Raw genomic sequence first — 21,642 nt, 5'->3', positions numbered from 1 at the left:
GAATGTATGGAAGCAAAGGTTTTAAGAAAAAGTATTTGTGTGAATGTGATTAATGAACATAGCGTTTTGGCTAGAATCTCTGGGCTTTTTTCAGCGCGTGGGTATAATATAGAATCGCTTACCACCGCTCCTATTCCAAATAGTAACCTCTCACGCATTACGATTGTAACGCAAGGATCAGAAGTGGTTATTGAGCAGATTATCAAGCAGCTTCATAAGCTTATCCCTGTGGTGAGTGTGATTTCAAGTGATGATTTGCTTGAGAAAGAAGCGGTGCTTGTGAAGATTCCAATCAGTGAGGGACTAGCTGATATTGAAGTGCTATGTAAAGCCTATAATGGAAAAATTGTCAATGCTAATGAAAAATATGTCATCGTCATTGCCACAGATAAGCCCTCTGCCATTGAGCAGTTTATTTTAGCTATTAAGATTTTTAATCCAAAAGAGATTGTGCGAAGTGGTGTTATCGCAATGGAACGATAAGGAGAGTGTTATGCGACTTGGGGTGAATATTGATCACATAGCGACTTTGCGTGAGGCAAGGGCGATTTATGAGCCTGATCCGTTGGAGGCAGTTTTTATCGCTAAAAATGCTGGAGCAGACCAAATCACTTTGCATTTGCGTGAGGATAGGCGGCATATCCACGATAGCGATGTCAAACGCATTGTAGAATCTAGCCCTTTGCCTGTCAATATAGAATCTGCCCTTGATGAAAAGGTGATTGATTATTTATGTGCGATTGCCCCACAACGCATTACGCTTGTGCCTGAAAAGCGAGAGGAGGTAACCACTGAAGGGGGCTTAGATTTAGAATCTCATTATGATAGCATTCGTGAGGTGCTAAAGACTTTTGAAGCTCAAGGCATTGCCACGGCGTTGTTTATTGACCCTAAAAAAGAATCTATTTTTCTAGCGCGTGAGCTTGGCGCACAGGCTGTGGAGCTACACACGGGGCGGTATGCAAACTTGCATTTAATGAAAAATACAAATCTTTCCCGCACACATCATAGAATTACAGAGCTTGACTTGCCCCCACAAGAGCTTGAAGCACAAATACAAAAAAGTTTAGAATCTATCGCTCAATGTGCCAAACTTGCCACATCTAGTATGGATACAAGAGCATTAGAGTGCTTTGCAGGACACGGGTTAAATTACCAAAATGTCGCTGCAATAGCACAGATTCCTTATGTGAGTGAGCTAAACATAGGGCATAGCATTATAGCTAGGGCTGTGTTTGTGGGGCTGGATCGTGCAATTATAGATATGAGAAGGGCAATGTGCCAAAGATAGCTATCAGCATAGGCGATATAAATGGCATAGGGCTTGAGATTGCCCTGAAATCGCATAATATTATATCTCAAATATGTGAGCCTGTGTATGTTACACATTTAGAGATTGTAGAATCTGCGGCAAAGATTCTAGGTTTGTGTGTGCCAAAAGATATGCAATGTGTGGCGGACTTTGAGTTGTGTAATATTGATATAAAGCCCGGTGTAGTGAGTAAAGGGAGTGGGCTATATAGCTATAAAAGTTTTATGCAAGCCATTCAAATGACAGAATCTGGCGTAATACAAGCCCTTGTAACCTTGCCTATACACAAAAAAGCGTGGCAAGAAGCGGGGGTAAAATCCATCGGGCATACGCAAGTGTTATCACAATATTTTGGAGCAGATTCTATTATGATGCTAGGCTGTGAAGAGATGTTTGTAGCCCTATATACTGATCATATACCGCTTAGTCAAGTCAGTCAAGCTATAAGCCAAGATTCTGTGAGGGCATTTTTAGTGTGTTTTGCTAGAGCGGTTAGGCTAAATGAACCTTGCTGTGTGCTTGGGCTAAATCCACATTGTGGCGATGATGGGCTTATGGGAAGTGAGGATAAATATATTACTCAAGCGGTATGTGAAGCAAATCTAGCTTTGGGTAAGGAGCTATTTTTTGGAGCTTATCCACCTGATAGTGCTTTTTCTCCGCTTAATCGCAAAAGATTTAGATATTTTGTAAGTATGTATCACGATGTGGGGTTAGCTCCACTTAAAGCCTTGTATTTTGAACAAAGTATTAATGTAAGCCTTAATCTCCCCATTCTCCGCACTTCTGTTGATCACGGCGTGGGTTTTGATGTAGCGTATAAAAGGGAAGTAGAGATTCACAATTTAAGCTATATTAATGCCGTGAAATATGCGGTAGATGGGCTATAAGAGAGTGTTATCATAAGCAATTTTAAGGATAGAATCCTATAATAACGCTTTTTATTTTTTGCTTATGAAGGATAGGAATGAAGCGGCTTTGTATGGTGCTATGTATATTTGGAATCTTAAGCGTATCTCACGCACGAGAGAATGAGTTTGAACAATTTGGCGATGCGTTTAGGTTTTTGCCTTTGTATGTAATGATTGTCTCCATAGCAATGGAAGATTATGAGGGTGCTGGGCAACTTGCACTTGGCACACTTAGCACACAACTTGCCACTGAGGGTATTAAAGAGATTTTTCAAACAATGCACGAGAATGGTTATAAGGTTGAGTTTGCTAAACGCCCTTGTTGTGATATTTATAAAGGTATGCCAAGCGGACACGCAAGCAGCGCATTTAGCGCGGCGGGGTATGTGTATTACCGCTATGGGTGGAAGCCAGCCATTCCCGTTGGGATTCTAGCGGCACTCACAGCAGTTTCAAGAGTGGAGGCAAAAAAGCATTCTGTGTTACAAGTGAGTGTTGGAGCGTTTCTTGCTTGGGGTTTTGCGTGGGTCTTTACAAAGGAATATATGCCAAAAAATACACTGATTACGCCAAATATTGATACTGATATGCAAGGCAACCCAACAGTAAGCCTAAATGTGCGTTATAGATTCTAAAGGAGCAAAGTGATGAAAGATATTAGAGCATTGTATTTGGAGTTTTTTAAAAGCAAGGGGCATAAAGTCTATGATTCTATGCCTTTAGTGCCAGATGATGCGAGTTTGCTTTTTACCAATGCGGGAATGGTGCAGTTTAAGGATATTTTTACAGGTAAGATTCCAATCCCAAGTCCCAATATCGCTACAAGCTCACAGCTTTGTATCCGTGCAGGTGGGAAGCACAACGACTTAGAAAATGTCGGCTATACAGCACGACATCACACGCTTTTTGAAATGCTTGGTAACTTTAGCTTTGGGGCGTATTTTAAAAAAGAAGCTATTGCGTATGCGTGGGAGTTTGTAACAGAAATTTTAGGTTTTGATAAGAGCCTTTTATATGTAACGATTCACGAAAGCGATGATGAAGCGTATGAATTATGGCAGGAGCATATAGAATCTAGTCGCATTAAAAGAATGGGTGATAAGGATAACTTCTGGCAAATGGGCGATACAGGACCTTGCGGACCTTGCAGTGAGATATATGTGGATCAAGGAGCGGAGTTTTTTAATGGAGAAGAGGACTATTTCGGCGGTGAGGGGGATAGATTTTTAGAGATATGGAATCTTGTGTTTATGCAGTATGAAAGAAGTGCTGATGGGAGTTTGACACCATTGCCTAAGCCTAGCATTGATACAGGTATGGGGCTAGAGCGAGTAATAGCACTGAAAGAAGGAAAGATTAATAACTTTGATACTTCGCTGTTTAAGCCTTTGATGGAGTGTATTGAGAGGGTAACGGGGAAGAAGTATTATAGAGATGATGAGATTTTGGGGCATTCAGTATTGAGCGATAAATCGCGGATTGCTTCAGCGGAATCTGCGGCACTTACGCCTAGTAAGCTTCTTGCTTCCACTTCGCAAAGTCACGATTTATCATCTCAATCCTTAGAATGCCAAGATTCTAGCGATATGGATTCTAGCATTGCAGAATCTCAAGCAGATTCCACAACCGCCAAAGTGGCAAAGCACGACTTTGCCACAAATACAATCAATGAAAGTGCGAAGCACAACCTTAAAAGCGTTGTAGGGGTGGGGGATACACAAGGGGGAGGGAGCGACTTCGCATTTTTGCGGAGCAATAATCCACACTTGCAAATTCAAGCCCCTCCCCCTTGTGAAAAAGAAAATAAAACTTTAAACAGCAATGACATACAAGCAACGCAGGCGAGTTTTAGGGTGATTGCTGATCACGCTAGAAGCGTAGCCTTTCTGCTCGCCCAAGGAGTAAATTTTGACAAAGAAGGTAGGGGCTATGTTTTGCGTAGAATCTTACGCAGGGCGGTGAGACACGGCTACTTGCTAGGCTTAAGAAAGGCGTTTTTATATGAAGTGGTGGGTGCTGTGTGTGATACTATGGGGGGACATTATAACTATTTAAAAGAGCGTAAAAACGCGCTGCAAGAGCAATGCAAGGCAGAAGAAGAGAGATTTTTTGAGACGATAGAATCGGGGATGGCGTTGTTTCAAGCGGAGCTAATTTCTATGCAGCAAAAGAATGAAAAAAACTTTAATGGTAGCATTGCTTTTACGCTTTATGACACTTATGGTTTTCCGCTTGATTTAACACAAGATATGCTAAGGGAGCTTAACTTAAGCATAGATTTACAGAGTTTTGAAAGATGTATGCAGGAGCAAAAGAAGCGGAGCAAAGCACATTGGAAAGGCAGCGGCGATAGTGTAAAAGATGGTGATTTTAACACACTTTTAAGCGAGTTTGGAGAGAATGAGTTTGTAGGCTATGAGTGCGTGAGTGTGGAATCTAAGATTCTAGCCCTTTTAGATTCTAACTTTAAAAGAGTGGAAGCTTTACAGGCAGGGCAAGAGGGCTATGTAATGTTGGAAGCTACGCCATTTTATCCAGAATCTGGCGGACCGGTAGGAGACAAAGGGTTTTTATTGGGGCATTCAGTTTGCACTGCTATTTTGGCGGAGTCTGCAAAAATCGCTCAATCACTTACCTCTAGTAAGCTCAATCGCGATTTTCTTGACAACCCCCAAACTAGCAGCACAATCTTAGAATGCCAAGATTCTAGCAATACAGAATCCCAAGTCGATTCCACTATGACAGAATCTCGCCTCTCTCGTGGTGCGGAGCTTTGGGAGAAAGGCGGCAGTAGTGCCTCCATCAAGGCGGAGCTAGAGAGAGATAAGCGAGGCTCTCCCCTTGATTGCCGAAAAAGCGGCGGCTTTTTCGGGTTAAGGGGTGAGCAGCACGACTGCGAACGGGAGGGGATAAACCCCTTTTTGCGAAAAGAAAATAGTGAAAAAGCTGAATTGCAAGAAGAGACAACGCAGATAGCACAAGTCCTTGACACCCAAAAATACTTCGGCTTAAATCTCTCTAAAATCCACGCCCTAAGCCCATTAAAAGCAGGGGATTTGGTAAAAGCACAAGTAGATTCTACTCGCTTTGAAATCATTAAGCATCACTCCGCTACGCACTTACTCCATTATGCTCTAAGGCAGATTCTAGGATCTCATATCGCACAAGCTGGAAGTCTTGTAGAAGCAAATCGTTTGCGGTTTGACTTCTCTCACCCAAAGGCGTTAAGCACAAATGAGCTAGAGCAAATACAAGCCCTAGTGAATGACAAAATCGCGCAGTCTTCTCCACAAGTGTGCGAGACTATGGGGATTGAAGAAGCAAAGGCAAAGGGGGCTATGGCACTTTTTGGCGAGAAGTATGGGGAGAGTGTGCGTGTGATAAGCTTTGGGGATTCTATTGAGCTGTGCGGGGGGATTCACGCTCATAATACCGCAGAGATTGGGAGCTTTTATATCGTGCGTGAAAGTAGCGTGAGTAGCGGTGTTAGACGCATTGAAGCGGTGTGTGGCAAAGCCGCATATAACTATGGCAAAGAAGCATTAGAATCTATAAAAAGCCTAAAAGAGCAGCTAAAAGCCCAAGATGTCTTGCAAGGTGTGGTAAAGTTGCAAAACGCTTTGAAAGAGGCAAGAGAGAGTGCAAACAAGGCAAAGCAGAGTGTCAAAAGCCTAGATTATGAGGAAGTCAATGGGGTGAAACTCATCGTGTTAAAGCTAGATTTAGTGGAAGCAAAAGAGGCAAAAGACATCATAGATAGGGCAAAAAATGAGAATGAAAAAGTAGCGATTTTACTTGTAACAGAATCTAGTGGCAAGATCGCCCTAACCGCTGGAGTAAAGGGCGTAGAATCTAAACTCAAAGCTGGAGCGTGGGTAAAGCAAGTCGCACAGATTCTAGGGGGCAATGGTGGGGGTAGAGATGACTTTGCCACCGCTGGAGGCAAAATCACAAATCCTAATGCAATAAAAGAAGCGCTAGATTTGGCAAAAAGGATTGCGAGAGAGAAGCTAAATGGATAAAAAAAGCAAAAATGCGTTTAATGGTTTAAGCACACAAGAGTGGGCTAAAAATTCTCGTAGCGTATGGAATGATCTTTCATCGCCAAGATCTAAAAATGCTTTAAAACACGGGGCAACCTTTCCACAAAAATTAAGCGATAGGGTAATATCGCTATACTCCACAAAAGGCGATATGGTGCTCGACCCATTTTTAGGCACAGGCACGAGTGCAAGAAGTGCTTTAAGCCTAGAGCGAGATTTTATAGGTTTTGAGCTTAATAGGGAATTTTATGAAATTGCCTTAACATCTCTTAGACAAGACTCTAGTCTTTTTGATAAAAATAAATACAACATAAAGCAGGGGGATTGTTTAGAGTTTGTAGATGAGCTGGAAAGCAATTCATTGCAACTAACCATAACCTCACCTCCCTATGCAGATTTAATTCATAAGGTGGTAGATGATAGGGCAAAAAGGCACAAAAAATCAGCATTTGTAATAGACAATAATGCAACTACAAAAATATATTCAAGCGATACGCACGACTTTGGCAATATGGATTTTGATAGCTATATGGATGCGGTTTCAAAGCTTATGCAAAAGCTTTATATAAAGACTAAAAGCAATGGTTATAATGTATGGGTGGTTAAGGATTATAGAGATACAAAAAATAAAATTCCCTATGTTGATTTACATTCAAATATCGCTAATGCTGGAATAAAGGCTGGGTTTAAATATCACGATTTGATTATTTGGGACCAAAATGAGAGGCGTAGGCTGGTGTTGCTTGGTTATCCTAGTGTATTTTATGTTAATCAAAATCATTCTTTTATCGTTGTGCTTAGGAAGCCTTAATGTGTAAAAGCGATATAAATCTTTTGAGAAAACTTGATAGAATCCACCCTTATCCAGCAAAGTTTATTATTGATGTGGCATTGCATTACATTTCAAACTATTCAAATCAAAATGATGTAGTGCTTGATCCATTTTGTGGAAGTGGCACAACTCTTTTAGCTTCAAGGGTTTTAAAAAGAAAGGGGATAGGGTTTGATATAAACTATATCGCTTATATTTTATCTCAATCTAAAATTTTATATTTAAATGACAATGATTTAAAATGTCTTAAGAAATTTCAGCCCGACTCTTCATATATTGCCAATGTGCTACATAATTACGACAATATTTCGCATTGGTTTGAACGACAAAGTATAGAATCTCTATCAAGCATAAAAGAACAAATAAATAATTTTGTGGAAAACAACCATAGCTACAAAATATTCTTATATATGGTTTTTTCATCAATTATCAATATTGCTTCAAATCAAGACTCTGATACGAGATATGCAGCGGTTAAAAAGCCACATATAAACAAATCTTTCATTTTTGATAAATTTAACGAAAAACTACATCAATCTATCGCACTTTATGAAAATTTAAACTTAAACAATAATCATTGTGCTGTGTTTTTACATAATTCCAAAACACTTACTAAGAAATTTAATAGCGAGACATCACTTATTTTTACTTCTCCACCTTATCCAAATACCTATGATTACTATCTTTATCATAAGCACAGAATGTTATGGCTTGATTTTAATGTGAAATTTTCTATGGATAATGAGATAGGTTCGAGAAGAGAATATTCAAGTCTAAAATTACCAAAAGAGAAATTTAATAAGGATTTATTTGAAATTTTTTCTGAATGTAACAAGGTTTTAAAGCAACAAGGTTTTGTTGTGATTATTATGGGTGATGGAAAAATTGCTGGGAAAATTTATCACGCAAAAGATGAGTTGGTATCATTGTGTGAAGCTTTTCAATGGAGGCTTATTGAGCATTCTTATAGTGAGCTAGATAAAACAAGTCGCTCTTTTTCAAGTGCCTTTCGCACTAAAAATAAAAAAGAGCATATTTTAATTTTTCAAAAGGCTTAAATATGGAAATACGCATTTATGCAGAATGTTTGGAGCAGGGGTTGGATTTCAAGGAGTATTTGCACAATATAGATTCTAGTTTTCATATTAAAAACATTTATCCAACAAAGGCTAGGGGTAATATTACAGCAAAGGATTCTATTTTACAAAAAATTACTAAGCTCAAAGACTTTGATATTATCATCACTATTGTTTCACACAATCAAGAAACCTCTATTTTGTTGGTGGAATACTCAACTGCTGTGCCAACAGACGATCACAAAATGCAAAGAAGTGATGTATATTTTTATTCTAGCCTTTTTAAAATACCTGTATTAAAGATTAGCCCACATTCAAAAGGCTTGTCTAATAATCACGGCGGTGGAGATAAGATTACACTTATAAGAGAACAAAATCTCACGCTAAAAATCAACGCTCTTGTATATTTCATAGAATGGGATAGCAAGAACGATTTGTTACTTACCAACCCTAAACGCAACTCTTGTATTTCTTACAATATTCACATAGAAAATATACTTAAAAATATCTTATCAAAATATTTAAATTCCACTGCTTTAAATTTTTACGATGAGCTACTTAGTGAAAATATGCAGTATTTTGATGAAAAACATTTAGTGGAGCTAAAAGCTTCTTTTTCAAATTCTACAAGATTTCAAAAAGAAGATAAAAAGCTTATTATAAAAATCAATCGTTTTGGACACGCAATGGATCCTGATAGGGGAATTTTATTTTTTGTTAATGCTCTTTTTGAAAGTGAAAATATCATTACTAAAATTATCATAAAAAGAGAAAGGCAAAGTGGCAAGGAAAGTTACGATTCTCTTTTTGATGGTTTATCTACCCCTATACAAGATAAGCTTCAAAAATTAATTGGGAAATATTTTAATGCGGATATTGCGTTAGAAGTTTTTAAAACGGCTACAAATATTAATGTTTTATGCAAAAAGATAGATTCAAATCACTTTGAAATAGAGGATAGCGACTTCAAAGATTTTTTAGAAAATTACAATAGCATTACTTATAAATCTATTTTTATAAACTCTAGCAGTTTAAGACTATGCGATACTTATAACAATATAATATGTGAAGTATCTTGGAATGCAAATATTGCAAAAGAATATCTATTTAATCTAAGAAATAGTGTGAATAATGTATCGGCTTTATATCCACTCACGATGCAAAATGCAAAAGAAGATATTATAACTTTTGCCAGTGTGGTTTTATTGCATAAAATTGGAGCTAAAATTCTCAGCGTGAGTTACCCGGGATCACAGGGCGATAAAGCTATATTGATAGGAAGTGGCAGAAAAACAAAAAGAATTTATGTAGATATAATTGCCCATAAAGATTCTAAAAAATGTTTTGTTTTGCTACAAGAAAATAAAGAAAAGAAAAACGATTTAAAACAAGATGAGAAAAAACTTTTGGATATTAAAGACAATCATTTTGATTCATTGCAGGAATTGTTTCACAAAATCCATACTTCTTACATAGACAGAGATTCTTTATATTTAGGACTTGGCTCAAAGTTTAAGCAAGATTTTGTATCGCCACTTTTTAGCGTTGATTATATCTTTGCTTTTGAGATTTACTCTTGCGATAAACACACAAATATACTATGGAATGTAGCTATTATTAATCTTGATTTAATACACTTATTTAAACCTCTTTTAAATGCTGAAAATAAACTGCAAGGAACGATTAGCCTTGATTTGATTTATAAAGCTTAGGGATTTTATAGAATCCTTCATCAAAGCCATTGAAAAAGAATGTATAAAAAGCGTAGTGCTGTGGCAAGAGAAGCAAAAAAGAGCGTATGAAAAGGTGATAGAAAACCAATAGATTTAAGCCTTTTGTATAGATCTGTCAAATTATCAAGGCTTAGAATCTATGAAAGTAAAAAATCCCTTTAGTTCAAAATGATTAGGGTTTTTTAAGCGAATGAAATCACAAAACAAATCTAGTTTAAGAATCTAACCTATAATGTCGCCAACATAATGTGATAAGAGGAGTGTAGAATGCTTATTTTTGCTGGTGTGGTGCTTGTGCTATGTGTGGTGGTGCTAGCTTTTGGGATAAAGATTATCTCACAAACAGATATTGCCATTGTGGAACGGCTGGGGAGATTCTATAGGGTGCTTGATGGCGGGTTTCACTTTATCATTCCTATAATTGATAGGCTAAGTGCGGTGGTGAGTGCTAGGGAGCAGATGATAGACATTGGGCGGCAGCAGGTGATTACCAAAGATAATGTCAATATTAACATTGATGGGATTGTGTTTTTGAAAGTCTTTGATGCAAAATCCGCGGTATATAGTGTCAATGACTATAAACAAGCCATCGCAAACCTTGCTACCACGACACTTCGCGGTGAGATAGGGCGGATAAATTTAGATGACTCTCTCTCGTCTCGCGATAGGCTTAATGCCGCCTTGCAAGTGGCTTTGGGCGATGCGGCAAATAACTGGGGGGTTAAGATTATGCGTGTGGAGATAAGTGAAATCTCCGTGCCAAAAGATATAGAAAATGCGATGAATCTGCAGATGAAGGCTGAAAGAGAGAAGCGTGCCATTGAGCTAAAAGCACAAGCGGAGAAAGAAGCCCTAATCCGCAACGCTGAAGCCCTAAAGCAAGAAAAGGTGCTACAAGCTGAAGCTATTGAACGAATGGCAGATGCCAAAAAATATGAGCAAATCGCGCTAGCACAAGGGCAGAGTGATGCAATGGAGCTTATCGCTAATCAAATGGCTAAAAACGCACAGGCAGCGGAGTTTCTGCTGACAAAAGAGCGGATTGTGGCTTTCACGGAGCTAAGTAAGAATCCAAGTAAAGACAAAGTGATTATCCCCTATGAGACGAGTGAGTTTATCGGTGGGCTTAGTGTGATAAGTGAGTTTCTAGGCAAGGGCAAAAAGGCGTAGAAACTAGGTTTGTGGATTCTAGGGTTTGCTTGTGAGTGTCAAATCTTAGAATCCAAATCCCTTATGGGAGTTTTCTAAAAACAATGCAAATATAAGGAAGTAAGATGTCGGCACTTATGCTTTTGGGGTTGGGGCTTGGCTGTATCGTGGCGGAGATATTTTTTGGCTCATTTTTCTTGCTTTTCATCGGTTTAGGGCTATGTATCACAGCTGGGATTGAAGCATTCATAGGCTTTGGCAACATCATAGGTGGAAGTGTGGAGAGCGTGTATGCGTGGCAGGCATCAAGTATCTGTCTTTTTTCTCTACTCTGCCTTGTTTTGCTAAGAAAGCCCATAAAATCGTGGTTTAAAGGCTCGCAAGTCTATGAAGATTCTCTGCAAAATGGTGGTGTGGGGGAGATTCAGCAAGGAATGGTGTATTTCAAAGGCACATTATGGGCGTATGAAAAAGCCCTTGCATTAGATTCTAATGGATTAGAATCTGGCACATTAGAATCTAATACGCCACTAAAAGAGGGCGATAGGGTGCAGGTGTTAGAGATTAGAGATAATAAGGCGATCATCAAGGTTTGAGTTTTATTCCACCGTTACACTTTTTGCTAGATTCCTTGGCATATCCACATCATTACCTAGCCGAATGGCAACCTCAAGGGCAAAGATTTGCAGCACCACCATCATAGAGAAAAACTCCTCCATATAGCTTTGACAAGGCGGGACAAGTAGCATATCATCAACACCTTGAATCTGCTCTGTGCTTACCGCACAAATAGTCGCATCTCGCGCACTTAGCTCCTCTACATTGCTTTTAATCTTATCAAAAAGCAAATGTGTAGGCATAAGTGCTAGGGTAAAAAGCTCCGCATCAGCTAGTGCGATTGGTCCGTGCTTCATTTCACCACTTGGGTAGCCCTCCGCGTGAAGATAGCTAATCTCTTTAAGTTTCAATGCCCCCTCCAACGCCAAAGGATAGAAAATATCTCGCCCAATAAAGAAAAAGCCGTGTCCGTGCAAATACCGCTTTGAAAGGCGTTTGATATGCTCGTGCATCGCAGAATCTACCTTTGTAGCCTTAGCAGATTCTACCATTTGTGCGATATGGGTTTTTAGCTCATCTTGCTTGATATGTCCGCGTAGTTTGCCTATATGCACACTTAGAATCCACAGCAGCATCATTTGCGTAGCAAAGGCTTTTGTGCTAGCCACGCCCTTTTCAATCCCTGCACGAGTGAGTAAAGATACATCAGATTCACGCACGATAGAGCTATTATCCACATTGCAAATAGCTAGACTTTTTAAGCCATTTTTCTTGGCAAGTTTGAGTGCTTCAAGTGTGTCGGCAGTCTCGCCACTTTGGGAGATGACAATAAAAAGCTCATTTTTATCCATAACAGGTTGAGCGTAGCGGAACTCACTTGCAATTAGCACATTTGTTTTAATTTTAGCTAGTCGTTCAAAGAGATATTTTGCACTTAGCCCTGCGTGATAGCTTGTCCCACAGGCACAAATGCTAATGCTTTGTATATCATCAAAAAAGCTAGATTCTATTTCGCTTAGTGTGATGTCTCCCTCGCTCACACGCCCCATCATTGTTTCTAGCAGGACTTTGTGTTGCTCATAAATTTCTTTTTCCATAAAATAGCGGAAGCCCTCTTTTTGAGCATAACCTTTAGTGCTATCAAGTTTTTTAGAATCTTTTAGCTGTGAAAAAGAGCCAAGCTTCATTACCCCCATATCACCATCATTGAGATACACCACGCTATCCACAAAGCCAATGAGTGGTGCATCAGAACTTGCAAAGTAAATTTCATCTTCTTGTGTGGCACTTTTGCCAATGATGAGTGGAGAGCCATTTTTGGCATAAAAGATAGAATCTGGAGCGAGTTTTGTAATAAGCAAAATGGCAAAAGCCCCTCTAAGCTCGGCTATGGTAGATGTAAAAGCAGTGTAGCAATCTTGTGTGTTTTTGAGCTTTTCTTCAAATAAATGCACGATGACTTCAGTATCAGTTTGGGAGATAAAGCTATGCCCTTTGCTTTCAAGCATAGATTTTAGCTCTTGATAGTTTTCAATAATCCCATTATGCACGACATTGCTAAAATCAGCGATGTGTGGGTGGGCGTTTGCTTCAGTGGGTTTGCCGTGTGTCGCCCAACGCGTATGTCCAATACTCACACCAAAGCCCTGAAAGCTAAAGTTTTTGCATTTAGATTCTAGATTTTCTAGCTTCCCCACAGCTTTAAAGGTTTGCAGCTCATCTTCACTAAGCACGGCTATCCCCGCACTATCATATCCACGATACTCTAACTCTTTTAAGCCATTGAGTAGAATCTGCTTTTTTTCATCTCTGCCCATATAGCCTACAATACCGCACATAAAGACTCCTTACTAAGATTAAACTAAATTTTGCACATTCTACTATAAAATTATTCATACACTTTACATTTTAGGTAAAACTTTAGACTTTGGGATTTTAGGCAGGGAAATGAGAGAAAATATAATTGCGCAGGTTATGTTTTGTGTTGTTATGGGTTGTTGTGCTTTGTTGGCAGATGATGCTCAAGTGGCTAATCAAACAACCACACAAGCACACAAGATAGAGGGTGAAAACTTAGCAAATGAGCCTTTGGAGCTTTTTTCACAAGATACACAGAAACAACAAGATGATAAGGCAGAATCTCAAAATATATCAAATGCAGATACTAAACTCACTAAAGATTCTAGCCTCGCAAGTCATTATCTTGCGCTTTATAGTCATAAATCTATATATATTTTGCCTTTTTATCATAGTTTTAGTGATCCTGCAATAGGGAATAAGGATACAGAGACGAAGTTTCAATTTAGCTTTAAAATGCCTGTGATAAAAGGGCATTTTTCACCCTATGGGAGTTTGTATTTTGCCTATACACAAACCGCGTGGTTTCAAAACTACAACAAGGAAGATTCTCGCCCATTCCGCGATATTGACTATCAGCCCGAGCTGTTTTATAGCTATGAGGCTTCCATCGCCTTTTTGGGTGGGGCGATTAAGGATATATCATTTGGTTACAATCACACTTCTAATGGCGAAAGGGCGTTGCGTTCTCGCACACAAGATCGCCTTTTGCTCCGTGTGTTGTGGGAATACGATACTGCAAACAAAGGCACTTTTGGTATAAGGCTTGGAGCGTGGGCGTATATTGGGACAAATTTTGAGGGCTTTATCCACGATAATCGCGATTTGCCCCTGTATCGTGGATACAATGACTTACATTTGTATTACAAAACAAATAAGCATCTTTTGGAATTGTATATGCGTCCGTCTGTGGCATTGCGATATTATCCTTATGTAGAGCTTGGCTATACTTTCCGTATTTCTAATAATATGGGTATTTATTGTCAGTATGTCTATGGCTATGGCGATAATCTCTTTGAATACAACACACCTTCCAATCGCTTAGGATTAGGATTCCGCTTGTGGAATTAGACTGCAAACATTTCTTATTCTCATAAAATTAAAATTACATATTGTATTTGTTACTTTTTGTATATATGGTGAAAAAGCCTTGAGCTAGGGCGATTCACAAGATAAGATTCTGAATCTATGCAAAATATTCTACAAAAAATTAAAATTACATATTGTATTTAAAAATTTTATGCAAAAATAGCGGTGTAAAAAATTAAACTTTAAGGAGACTGCTATGAGTAGTATTTTAGGATTTCCACGAGTTGGACAAAATAGAGAGTTAAAAAAGGCGTTGGAGAGCTTTTGGAGTGGTAAAAGCACACAAAGCGAGTTAGAATCTCTCTCAAAGGCATTGCGAGAGAAGCACTGGGCAGAGCAAAAGGACTTAGATTTTGTATGTGTAAATGATTTTAGTTTGTATGATAATGTGCTAGATTTAGCCTACGCACTCAATGCAAAGCCAGAGCGATTTAAGAATCTAAATGGGTTAGAGGGCTATTTTGCAATGGCAAGAGGGCATAAAAGCGGTGTAGCCTGTGAGATGACAAAGTGGTTTAATACAAACTATCACTATGTCGTGCCAGAGCTAAGTGAAAATGATAGCTACAAAGCAGATATAAGTAATATTAAAGCCTATTATAATGAAGCAAAAGCACTAGGCTATAGTCCTAAAATCTCACTCATCGGGCTTTTTACATTCTTTGGGCTAAGTAAAATTATAAATGGCAATGGCTCTACAATTTTTAATAAGCTAAAAGCAGCATATTTGGATATCATAAGTGAGATAGCAAAGCTAGATTCTAAAGTCGTCATTGAGTTTAGTGAGCCGCTTTTTGTGCGTGGGCTAAACAAGGATATTTTTAGTGGCATTGATATAGAATCTGAAGTGCTAAGTATTTATAATACCATCGCTGAACGCGGCATACAGGCTATTGTAAGCACATTTTTTGAGCATAGCAATGAGCTTACAAAAATACTTGTGAAGTCAAAAGTTGCAGGGCTAGGGCTTGATTTTATCTATGGAGAGAAAAATAAAGAGAGTTTAGAGATACTCGCACAGAGTGATAAGATTCTCTATGCTGGGGTTGTTGATGGGCGAAATATTTGGGTAGCAGATATTGAATCTAAGCTTGAACTTTTAGAATCTATTAGCTCTATCGTGCCAAAAGATAGGGTTGTAGTTAGCTCTTCTTGCTCGCTTTTACACCTGCCTTTTAGCAAAGAAGGAGAGAGCAAGATTGAAAAAGAGATTTTGTCTTGGCTAAGTTTTGCTAGAGAGAAAATTGCAGAGATTTGTGCGATACAAAAGGCGTATAGAGGGCAGCTAGATTCTGCTACACAAAGCTTTTTAGACCAAAATAAAGCTATAAATCAATCCCGCAAAAATTCTAGCAAAACGCATAATAAAAACATACGCCAAAGGGTAGAATCTTATAATGTGAAAGAGCGAAGCCTACCTTTTAAAGAACGCATTAAGATTCAAAAAGAAGCGTTTAACTTCCCGCTTTTGCCAACTACAACTATCGGCTCTTTTCCACAAACAAGTGAGATAAGGGCATTGCGTCTAGGCTATAAAAAGGGTGAGATAAACAAGGCAGAGTATGAAAAAGGCATAAAGGCATATATCAAGGATTGCGTGGAGTTTCAAGATTCTATCGGGCTTGATGTGTTGGTGCATGGGGAGCCGGAGCGAAATGATATGGTGGAGTATTTTGGAGAGCAGTTAAGCGGCTTTGTGTTTAGCGTAAATGCGTGGGTGCAAAGCTATGGTAGCCGTTGTGTGAAGCCCCCTATCATTTATGGCGATGTAGAGCGACCTAAGGCTATGACGATTGAGTGGATTACCTACGCACAGAGTTTGACACAAAAAGTAATGAAGGGAATGCTAACAGGTCCTGTAACGATTTTAAATTGGAGCTTTGTGCGTGATGACTTGAGTAGAAAGGAAGTCTGTGAGCAGTTAGCCTTGTGTATTGCTGATGAGATTGATGACTTGCAAAAGGCGGGGATTAAGGTTATTCAAGTTGATGAAGCAGCATTTAAAGAGGGCTATCCTTTGAGAGCTGAAAATATCAAAGAGTATGAGACTTGGGCGTTATCTTGCTTTAAAACTTCTGTGGCGATTGCTACGCCAAAGACGCAGATTCACACGCATATGTGTTATAGTGAGTTTAATGACATTATCAAAACCATTGAAGCCCTTGATGCTGATGTGATTAGCATTGAGACTGCACGAAGTGGCAATGAGCTACTTAAAGTCTTTAAGAAAGTTGGCTATACAAATGAAGTGGGGCCGGGAGTGTATGACATACATAGCCCTAGAATCCCAAGTGTTGAAGAGCTAGTAGCACAGATTAAAGCCCTGCTTGAAGTGTTGCCAAAAGAGCAGTTATGGATAAATCCAGATTGTGGGCTAAAGACTAGGAAGTGGGAAGAGGTGAAGCCAAGCCTTAAGAACATAGTAGAGGCAGTAAAGATAGTGCGGGGCTAGGGCATTCAGCTTGCACTGCTATTTTGGCGGAGTCTGCAAAAATCGCTCAATCACTTACCTTTAGTAAGCTCAATCGCGATTTTTTTGACAACTACCAAACTAGCAGCACAATCTTAGAATGCCAAGGTTTTTGCAATTAGAATGCCAAGGTTTTTGCAATTCGTCTTTGGGTAATCATAGTAGCGATTTTGTGGATTTTAGGGAAACCGCAGACTCTTTGTCTAGCTCTCCCCTAAAATCCACAAAAAGCCCCACTAGCAATACCGCAAATACTAGAATCGTAGATACTCAAAGCCCACATTTTTAAGTTTCTACAAGCTTAAAATCTCAAGCGGATTCCGCAACGCTCAAAGTGGTAAAGCACGACTTTGCCACCATAAAAATCAATGTTACACGCAAAGCGTTAAGTCCTACTCTCGCCCCTCTCGTGGTGCGGAGCTTTGGATTCAAGGTGGCAGTAGTGCCACCGCCAAAGCGAAGCAAGAGAGGGATAAGCGAGGTTTCCTCCTTGATTGCAAAAAAGAAAAAGCGGTCGCTTTATTCTTTTTTGGGCTAAGGGGGACGGAAGGGGGATAAACCTTTTTTCTTTTTGCGGAAAAGAAAGAAAAGGCAATATAAGCCCCCCCCCCATTATAAAAAAAAAGAAATAGAATCCAAGATTCAAAGCTCTTTTGTTTTAAAAAATACAAAATCTTACAAATGTTAGCACAAGGGCGAATCTTCACATAAAAGGATAGAAAATGTTAGAAGCACTCATCACTAAACTCCAAAGCAGCCAAGCATTTCTAAGCGTAGAAGTCTCACCAAGACTAAGTGCTACAATCGCTCAAAGCGTGATAGATGAGTTAGAATCTTTAAACTTAGCGGATTGCTTTGTTTGCACAGATTCTCCACTTGCACGGCTTAAACCCTCATCAATCCTAAGCTCAATCAAATTGCAAAATGCCCTGCAAAAGCCTCTAATTTGCACGCTTTCAATGCGAGATAGAAACTCTATTGCCTTGTGTGGCGATATTTTGGGGGCAAATGAGTTTGGACTCCGTGCATTTTTAAGCCTTAGTGGCGATGGTGTGAAAAATGGCGATTGTGCTGGGGCTAAAGGTGTGTTTGAAGAAAGCTCTTTAAAGCTAGGCAGGATCATAGATGGGTTAAATCAAGGCATAGCGGCAAATGGCAAGGCTTTGGGGGATAGCGTGAAGCATATCTATAATTTTTCTGTCATTAACTCCTATGCTAACAACACAGAATCTTTAAAAAAGAAAATGCTAAAAAAGCTTAGTAATTCAGCGGTGCAAGGGCTTTTCACGCAGCCTGTATTCTCACTTGAAGCCGCAAGGTTTTTACTTGAGAGTTTGCAAGATATTAATAAAGAGCTAGGGCAAAACTGCGTGATGATTCTAGGATTTTTCCCTGTGTTAGGCTACAAAATGGCGTTATTCTTGCGTGATAAACTACCGGGCGTGTATATCCCAAATGAATGGGTGGAGCAGCTAGAACAAGCAAGTTTGAAAGGCAAGGAAGAAGAGTATAAAGTGGGCTTAGAGCTTTCAAGGGAGCTTTTTAGCAAATTGCAAACCTTGCATAATAAATTCCACTTTATGAGTGCAAATAAACCAAGTTTGCTAAGGGAGTTTGTGTAAAAGTGTGTGATAGATTGTGCTAGATTCTATATTTGCCTTAAGTATTTTTAGAATCTTTAGCACATAAAATCGGAGCAAGTGTTGTGATAATCTCTTGCAATAATTCTTTAGAATCTATATCAATCATATACCATTCCTTTGCACCCGGATATGGCTTTGCTTTTTGAGAGTGGGCTAAAAGAGATTCTAAAAGCTTATATTGTTTTACAAATACACACTCATCGCAAAGCAGGAAAAGTGCTTTGGGCTTTTGCATAGATTTAGAATCTTGTATATAGACGCAATATTCCCCAAACATTTTTCTTGCACTAACAGTGTAAGATTCTACTCCGCCCTTAGAATCTTTGCTCAAATCCGTCATATACTCGCATAAACGCTCCAGCACATAGTCCTTATACTCTTTTGAAGTCGCCATAGCAGAATAGGAATCTAAGCATTTTTGGAATCTTAAGTCCTAAAGCCCCATACTCTCAATGACAGATTTTACCGCATCTTCGCCCATAAAAAATTCTGCGATTTTTGCTAAAAGAATGATGATAGTAATAAGTGGCGTGATATAACGCATAAGGTAATACCACACATTAAAGCCAAAATTCCCAAAGAAGTGGGCAGTGTAAGATTCTATTTTTTCTTTTGGCACGACCCAACCGATAAAAATCACCGCCAAAAGCCCACCGATAGACATAAGAAAGTTTGCTGAAAGAAACTCAATAATATCCATAAGCGACTTTCCGCCAACAGCCAAATAATCCGCCGCAGGTGTGCAAATAGAGCAGACAATCATCATTCCAAGAGCGATGATAGCAAGTGTAATGCTCCAAGTCGCCTTCGCCCTGCTCCAGCCATAAGTCTCACTCATATACATTACAGCAGGTTCAAGCAGTGAGATAGTAGAAGTGATCCCAGCAAAACTAAAGGCAATAAGGAATAAAAATGCGATAATATTGCCCAAGATTCCAAGATGAGAGAACATCACAGGCAGGGTTACAAAGATAAGCCCAGCCCCCTTATTGACAACGCCTTCATACTCAAACACAAAGGTAAAAATCATAAGCCCCGCCATAATCGCAATAGCAATGCCGGATAACACAATCCAAAGTGAGCTTTTTAGAAGGTTTTGATTAGAATCTGAACTTGCCGCGTAAGTGATGATAATCCCAACTCCAAGAGATAACGAGAAAAACACCTGCCCTAAGGAATCAACAAACACATCAAGGCTAAGAGCTTTTTTTGCCTCTTGCATATCAAAACTTAGCATAAACTCCACCGCCTTGCCAAAAGAATCCATACTCATCGCATATATAAGCAGCCCAAAGAAAATAATAAAAAGTAAAGGCGTAAGGATAAGATTTAAAAGCTCAATGCCTTTTTTCACCCCACGAGAGATAATCCAGCCCGTCAAGCCCATCACAAAAAACAGCCCAAGCGTTTGTGGAACAAAGCCATCTGTGTAGAGTGCATTAAAAATCGCCCCTGAACTTTCCATATCACTAGGGAGATTAAAACTTACCATAAAGAGATAGTAAAACACCCAGCCTAGAACAATGGCATAAAATGAAAGGATAATGGGTCCACCAATGAGCGTTAGCCCAGCGTATCGCCATTTTTTGCTAGGGTTTGGGTCAAGATTCTCATAGCTCTTAAATGCATTTGCCTGCCCTTTGTTTCCTATAAGCATTTCACCTACAAGCATAGCAATGCCGATGGTAAGAGCCAAAAACAAATACAATAGCACAAATGCACCGCCACCATTTGTCCCAGCAATATATGGAAAACGCCAAATATGCCCTAGCCCTATGGAGCTACCAAGCGCGGCAAGGATAAAGCCGATTTTACTAAAATTATTCATCATAAACCTTTTAAAAGTATAAATTGCACAAATTACAGCATACCGCACAACGCGTCATTAATATAATTTGAAAAGGGGCTAATGTTACTTGAGTTTTTATTAAATATTACTAAATTAAGCTAGAATTCTATATTCTATTTTGATAAAAGGGAGCAAAATGCGGTATTTGGTAATTGTGAGCGTGATTTGGGCATTTTCTTTTCCTTTGATTGGGCATTATCTTGTGGGGAGAAATGTAGCAAATCCGGTGGATAGCTACTTTGTGATTGTGGCGAGATTTGCCCTTGCGTTGCTTGTGTTTTTACCCTTTATTCGCTTTGCAAGTGTGCCCCATAAGCTTAAGCTCTCACTTATTGGTATAGGTGGAGTGCAAATAGGCATAATGTATATTTGCTATTATCAGTCATTTAAGTATTTGCAGATTCACGAGGTAGCGTTATTTACGATTTTTACGCCTTTTTATGTGAGTGTGTTTTATGATATATGTAAGCGTCATATGCGTTGGCGATATTTGCCAAGTATCGCTCTAGCTGTGATTGGTGCGTATATCATTAAATATGGTGATGTGAGTGATGATTTTGTTGTAGGGTTTTTGTGGATTCAGGGGGCAAATATGTGCTTTGGTATTGGGCAGAGTGCGTATAAATATACAATGGAGCGATTTACTATGCCAAAGCAAGAGCAGGTTTTTGGGTATTTTTATATTGGGGCATTAAGTGTGGGGCTTGTGAGCTATGCGTGTTTTGGCGATGTAAATATGCTACCAAGTGAAGCTCATCAATGGCTTATCTTATTCTATCTTGGTGTGATTGCTTCAGGGCTTGGGTATTTTTGGTGGAATAAGGGGGCGTGTAGTGTGGATAGTGGTATTTTAGCGATTATGAATAATGTGCTTATCCCCTTGGCTATTGTGGCAAATACTCTTGTGTGGGGACAAAGTATAGAGAATTTGGGACAATTTTTGCTTGGCTCTTTGCTGATTGCTCTATCTCTTTGGTGGCATTATAGAATCCTAAAAAGATTTAGAGATTGATTAGGCTTTCTTTGATAGGTTTAGAAGAGAAAAATCAGCCGATGTTTGTGTTTATAGATATTTCAAAAGCATATTTGGTTGAGGTAAGCTATACATTTTAGGCTTGGT

The 21,642-nt window shown here is 39.1% G+C and carries 18 protein-coding genes; 15 read left to right on the top strand and 3 right to left on the bottom strand.

What is annotated here, in order from left to right; all coding sequences use genetic code 11:
* The first annotated feature begins 6 nt into the window (after nt 1-6).
* The 10 genes from ilvN (at nt 7) to EBF12_RS05330 (ending at nt 11,652) form a co-directional block, all read left to right on the top strand.
* Entirely contained in the window at nt 7-483 is a 477-nt protein-coding gene (gene ilvN, locus EBF12_RS05380) for an acetolactate synthase small subunit (RefSeq protein ID WP_121726743.1), read from the top strand.
* Between the two features lie 10 nt (nt 484-493).
* Nucleotides 494-1,291, top strand: a complete 798-nt coding sequence (locus EBF12_RS05375) for a pyridoxine 5'-phosphate synthase (RefSeq protein WP_121726742.1) — start codon at nt 494-496, stop codon at nt 1,289-1,291.
* The gene (gene pdxA, locus EBF12_RS05370) at nt 1,279-2,202 is read left to right on the top strand and encodes a 4-hydroxythreonine-4-phosphate dehydrogenase (RefSeq protein ID WP_121726741.1); all 924 of its coding nucleotides are present in this window, start codon (nt 1,279-1,281) and stop codon (nt 2,200-2,202) included. The genes EBF12_RS05375 and pdxA overlap by 13 nt, the downstream gene beginning before the upstream one ends.
* Before the next feature lie 77 nt (nt 2,203-2,279).
* The gene (locus EBF12_RS05365; protein ID WP_121726740.1) at nt 2,280-2,858 is read left to right on the top strand and encodes a phosphatase PAP2 family protein; all 579 of its coding nucleotides are present in this window, start codon (nt 2,280-2,282) and stop codon (nt 2,856-2,858) included.
* Between the two features lie 12 nt (nt 2,859-2,870).
* Nucleotides 2,871-6,245, top strand: a complete 3,375-nt coding sequence (gene alaS / locus EBF12_RS11765; protein ID WP_244196383.1) for an alanine--tRNA ligase — start codon at nt 2,871-2,873, stop codon at nt 6,243-6,245.
* Nucleotides 6,238-7,077 (top strand): DNA methyltransferase, encoded by an 840-nt coding sequence (locus EBF12_RS05350; RefSeq protein WP_121726739.1) that lies wholly within the window; start codon nt 6,238-6,240, stop codon nt 7,075-7,077. Before alaS ends, EBF12_RS05350 begins: the two co-directional genes overlap by 8 nt.
* A complete protein-coding gene (locus EBF12_RS05345) occupies nt 7,077-8,156 on the top strand; it encodes a DNA methyltransferase (protein WP_121726738.1) in 1,080 nt (359 codons plus the stop codon). Before EBF12_RS05350 ends, EBF12_RS05345 begins: the two co-directional genes overlap by 1 nt.
* Nucleotides 8,157-8,158: 2 nt before the next feature.
* On the top strand, nt 8,159-9,886 hold the full coding sequence (locus tag EBF12_RS05340) for a hypothetical protein (RefSeq protein WP_121726737.1): 1,728 nt from the start codon (nt 8,159-8,161) through the stop codon (nt 9,884-9,886).
* Between the two features lie 288 nt (nt 9,887-10,174).
* Nucleotides 10,175-11,077, top strand: coding sequence for an SPFH domain-containing protein (locus EBF12_RS05335; RefSeq protein ID WP_121726736.1), 903 nt, complete (start codon nt 10,175-10,177; stop codon nt 11,075-11,077).
* Nucleotides 11,078-11,181: 104 nt separating this feature from the next.
* On the top strand, nt 11,182-11,652 hold the full coding sequence (locus EBF12_RS05330; protein WP_121726735.1) for an NfeD family protein: 471 nt from the start codon (nt 11,182-11,184) through the stop codon (nt 11,650-11,652).
* 3 nt (nt 11,653-11,655) lie between these two features.
* Here EBF12_RS05330 and glmS read toward each other — a convergent pair whose 3' ends face one another.
* Nucleotides 11,656-13,452 carry a glutamine--fructose-6-phosphate transaminase (isomerizing) gene (glmS, locus tag EBF12_RS05325; protein WP_121726734.1) on the bottom strand — a complete coding sequence of 599 codons (1,797 nt, stop codon included), beginning with the start codon at nt 13,450-13,452 and terminating at the stop codon, nt 11,656-11,658.
* 109 nt (nt 13,453-13,561) lie between these two features.
* Between glmS and EBF12_RS05320 the strand changes: the two genes are divergently transcribed.
* From EBF12_RS05320 to EBF12_RS05305, 4 genes are all read left to right on the top strand, one after another.
* Complete coding sequence (locus EBF12_RS05320; protein WP_208630951.1) at nt 13,562-14,542, top strand: phospholipase A; 981 nt, start codon at nt 13,562-13,564, stop codon at nt 14,540-14,542.
* A gap of 214 nt (nt 14,543-14,756) precedes the next feature.
* Nucleotides 14,757-17,012: a 5-methyltetrahydropteroyltriglutamate--homocysteine S-methyltransferase gene (gene metE / locus EBF12_RS05315; protein WP_121726733.1), complete on the top strand. Its 2,256-nt coding sequence runs from the start codon at nt 14,757-14,759 to the stop codon at nt 17,010-17,012.
* A 352-nt stretch (nt 17,013-17,364) separates the two neighbouring features.
* Nucleotides 17,365-17,568, top strand: coding sequence for a hypothetical protein (locus EBF12_RS11075; RefSeq protein ID WP_157979056.1), 204 nt, complete (start codon nt 17,365-17,367; stop codon nt 17,566-17,568).
* A gap of 184 nt (nt 17,569-17,752) precedes the next feature.
* Entirely contained in the window at nt 17,753-18,652 is a 900-nt protein-coding gene (locus tag EBF12_RS05305; protein ID WP_121726731.1) for a methylenetetrahydrofolate reductase, read from the top strand.
* Nucleotides 18,653-18,689: 37 nt separating this feature from the next.
* Here EBF12_RS05305 and EBF12_RS05300 read toward each other — a convergent pair whose 3' ends face one another.
* On the bottom strand, nt 18,690-19,067 hold the full coding sequence (locus tag EBF12_RS05300) for a transcriptional regulator (RefSeq protein WP_121726730.1): 378 nt from the start codon (nt 19,065-19,067) through the stop codon (nt 18,690-18,692).
* A 39-nt stretch (nt 19,068-19,106) separates the two neighbouring features.
* Nucleotides 19,107-20,504: a sodium-dependent transporter gene (locus EBF12_RS05295; RefSeq protein WP_208630950.1), complete on the bottom strand. Its 1,398-nt coding sequence runs from the start codon at nt 20,502-20,504 to the stop codon at nt 19,107-19,109.
* Between the two features lie 154 nt (nt 20,505-20,658).
* On the opposite strand from EBF12_RS05295, the gene EBF12_RS05290 reads away from it, so the two are divergent.
* A complete protein-coding gene (locus EBF12_RS05290; protein WP_121726728.1) occupies nt 20,659-21,534 on the top strand; it encodes an EamA family transporter in 876 nt (291 codons plus the stop codon).
* Nucleotides 21,535-21,642 lie beyond the last annotated feature (108 nt).

The organism is Helicobacter labetoulli, from assembly GCF_003670275.1.
Classification (GTDB): Bacteria; Campylobacterota; Campylobacteria; order Campylobacterales; family Helicobacteraceae; genus Helicobacter_C; species Helicobacter_C labetoulli.
Note: the sequence above shows the minus strand (reverse complement) of the source record. Positions and strands in the feature narration are given on the sequence as shown.

What these genes read in the sequence shown, in the direction of transcription:
- ilvN (WP_121726743.1), top strand. Translation starts at nt 7, where the DNA reads ATGGAAGCAAAGGTTTTAAGAAAAAGTATTTGTGTGAATGTGATTAAT.
- EBF12_RS05375 (WP_121726742.1), top strand. Translation starts at nt 494, where the DNA reads ATGCGACTTGGGGTGAATATTGATCACATAGCGACTTTGCGTGAGGCA.
- EBF12_RS05365 (WP_121726740.1), top strand. Translation starts at nt 2,280, where the DNA reads ATGAAGCGGCTTTGTATGGTGCTATGTATATTTGGAATCTTAAGCGTA.
- alaS (WP_244196383.1), top strand. Translation starts at nt 2,871, where the DNA reads ATGAAAGATATTAGAGCATTGTATTTGGAGTTTTTTAAAAGCAAGGGG.
- EBF12_RS05350 (WP_121726739.1), top strand. Translation starts at nt 6,238, where the DNA reads ATGGATAAAAAAAGCAAAAATGCGTTTAATGGTTTAAGCACACAAGAG.
- EBF12_RS05345 (WP_121726738.1), top strand. Translation starts at nt 7,077, where the DNA reads ATGTGTAAAAGCGATATAAATCTTTTGAGAAAACTTGATAGAATCCAC.
- EBF12_RS05340 (WP_121726737.1), top strand. Translation starts at nt 8,159, where the DNA reads ATGGAAATACGCATTTATGCAGAATGTTTGGAGCAGGGGTTGGATTTC.
- EBF12_RS05335 (WP_121726736.1), top strand. Translation starts at nt 10,175, where the DNA reads ATGCTTATTTTTGCTGGTGTGGTGCTTGTGCTATGTGTGGTGGTGCTA.
- EBF12_RS05330 (WP_121726735.1), top strand. Translation starts at nt 11,182, where the DNA reads ATGTCGGCACTTATGCTTTTGGGGTTGGGGCTTGGCTGTATCGTGGCG.
- glmS (WP_121726734.1), bottom strand. Translation starts at nt 13,452, where the DNA reads ATGTGCGGTATTGTAGGCTATATGGGCAGAGATGAAAAAAAGCAGATT.
- EBF12_RS05320 (WP_208630951.1), top strand. Translation starts at nt 13,562, where the DNA reads ATGAGAGAAAATATAATTGCGCAGGTTATGTTTTGTGTTGTTATGGGT.
- metE (WP_121726733.1), top strand. Translation starts at nt 14,757, where the DNA reads ATGAGTAGTATTTTAGGATTTCCACGAGTTGGACAAAATAGAGAGTTA.
- EBF12_RS05305 (WP_121726731.1), top strand. Translation starts at nt 17,753, where the DNA reads ATGTTAGAAGCACTCATCACTAAACTCCAAAGCAGCCAAGCATTTCTA.
- EBF12_RS05300 (WP_121726730.1), bottom strand. Translation starts at nt 19,067, where the DNA reads ATGGCGACTTCAAAAGAGTATAAGGACTATGTGCTGGAGCGTTTATGC.
- EBF12_RS05295 (WP_208630950.1), bottom strand. Translation starts at nt 20,504, where the DNA reads ATGATGAATAATTTTAGTAAAATCGGCTTTATCCTTGCCGCGCTTGGT.
- EBF12_RS05290 (WP_121726728.1), top strand. Translation starts at nt 20,659, where the DNA reads ATGCGGTATTTGGTAATTGTGAGCGTGATTTGGGCATTTTCTTTTCCT.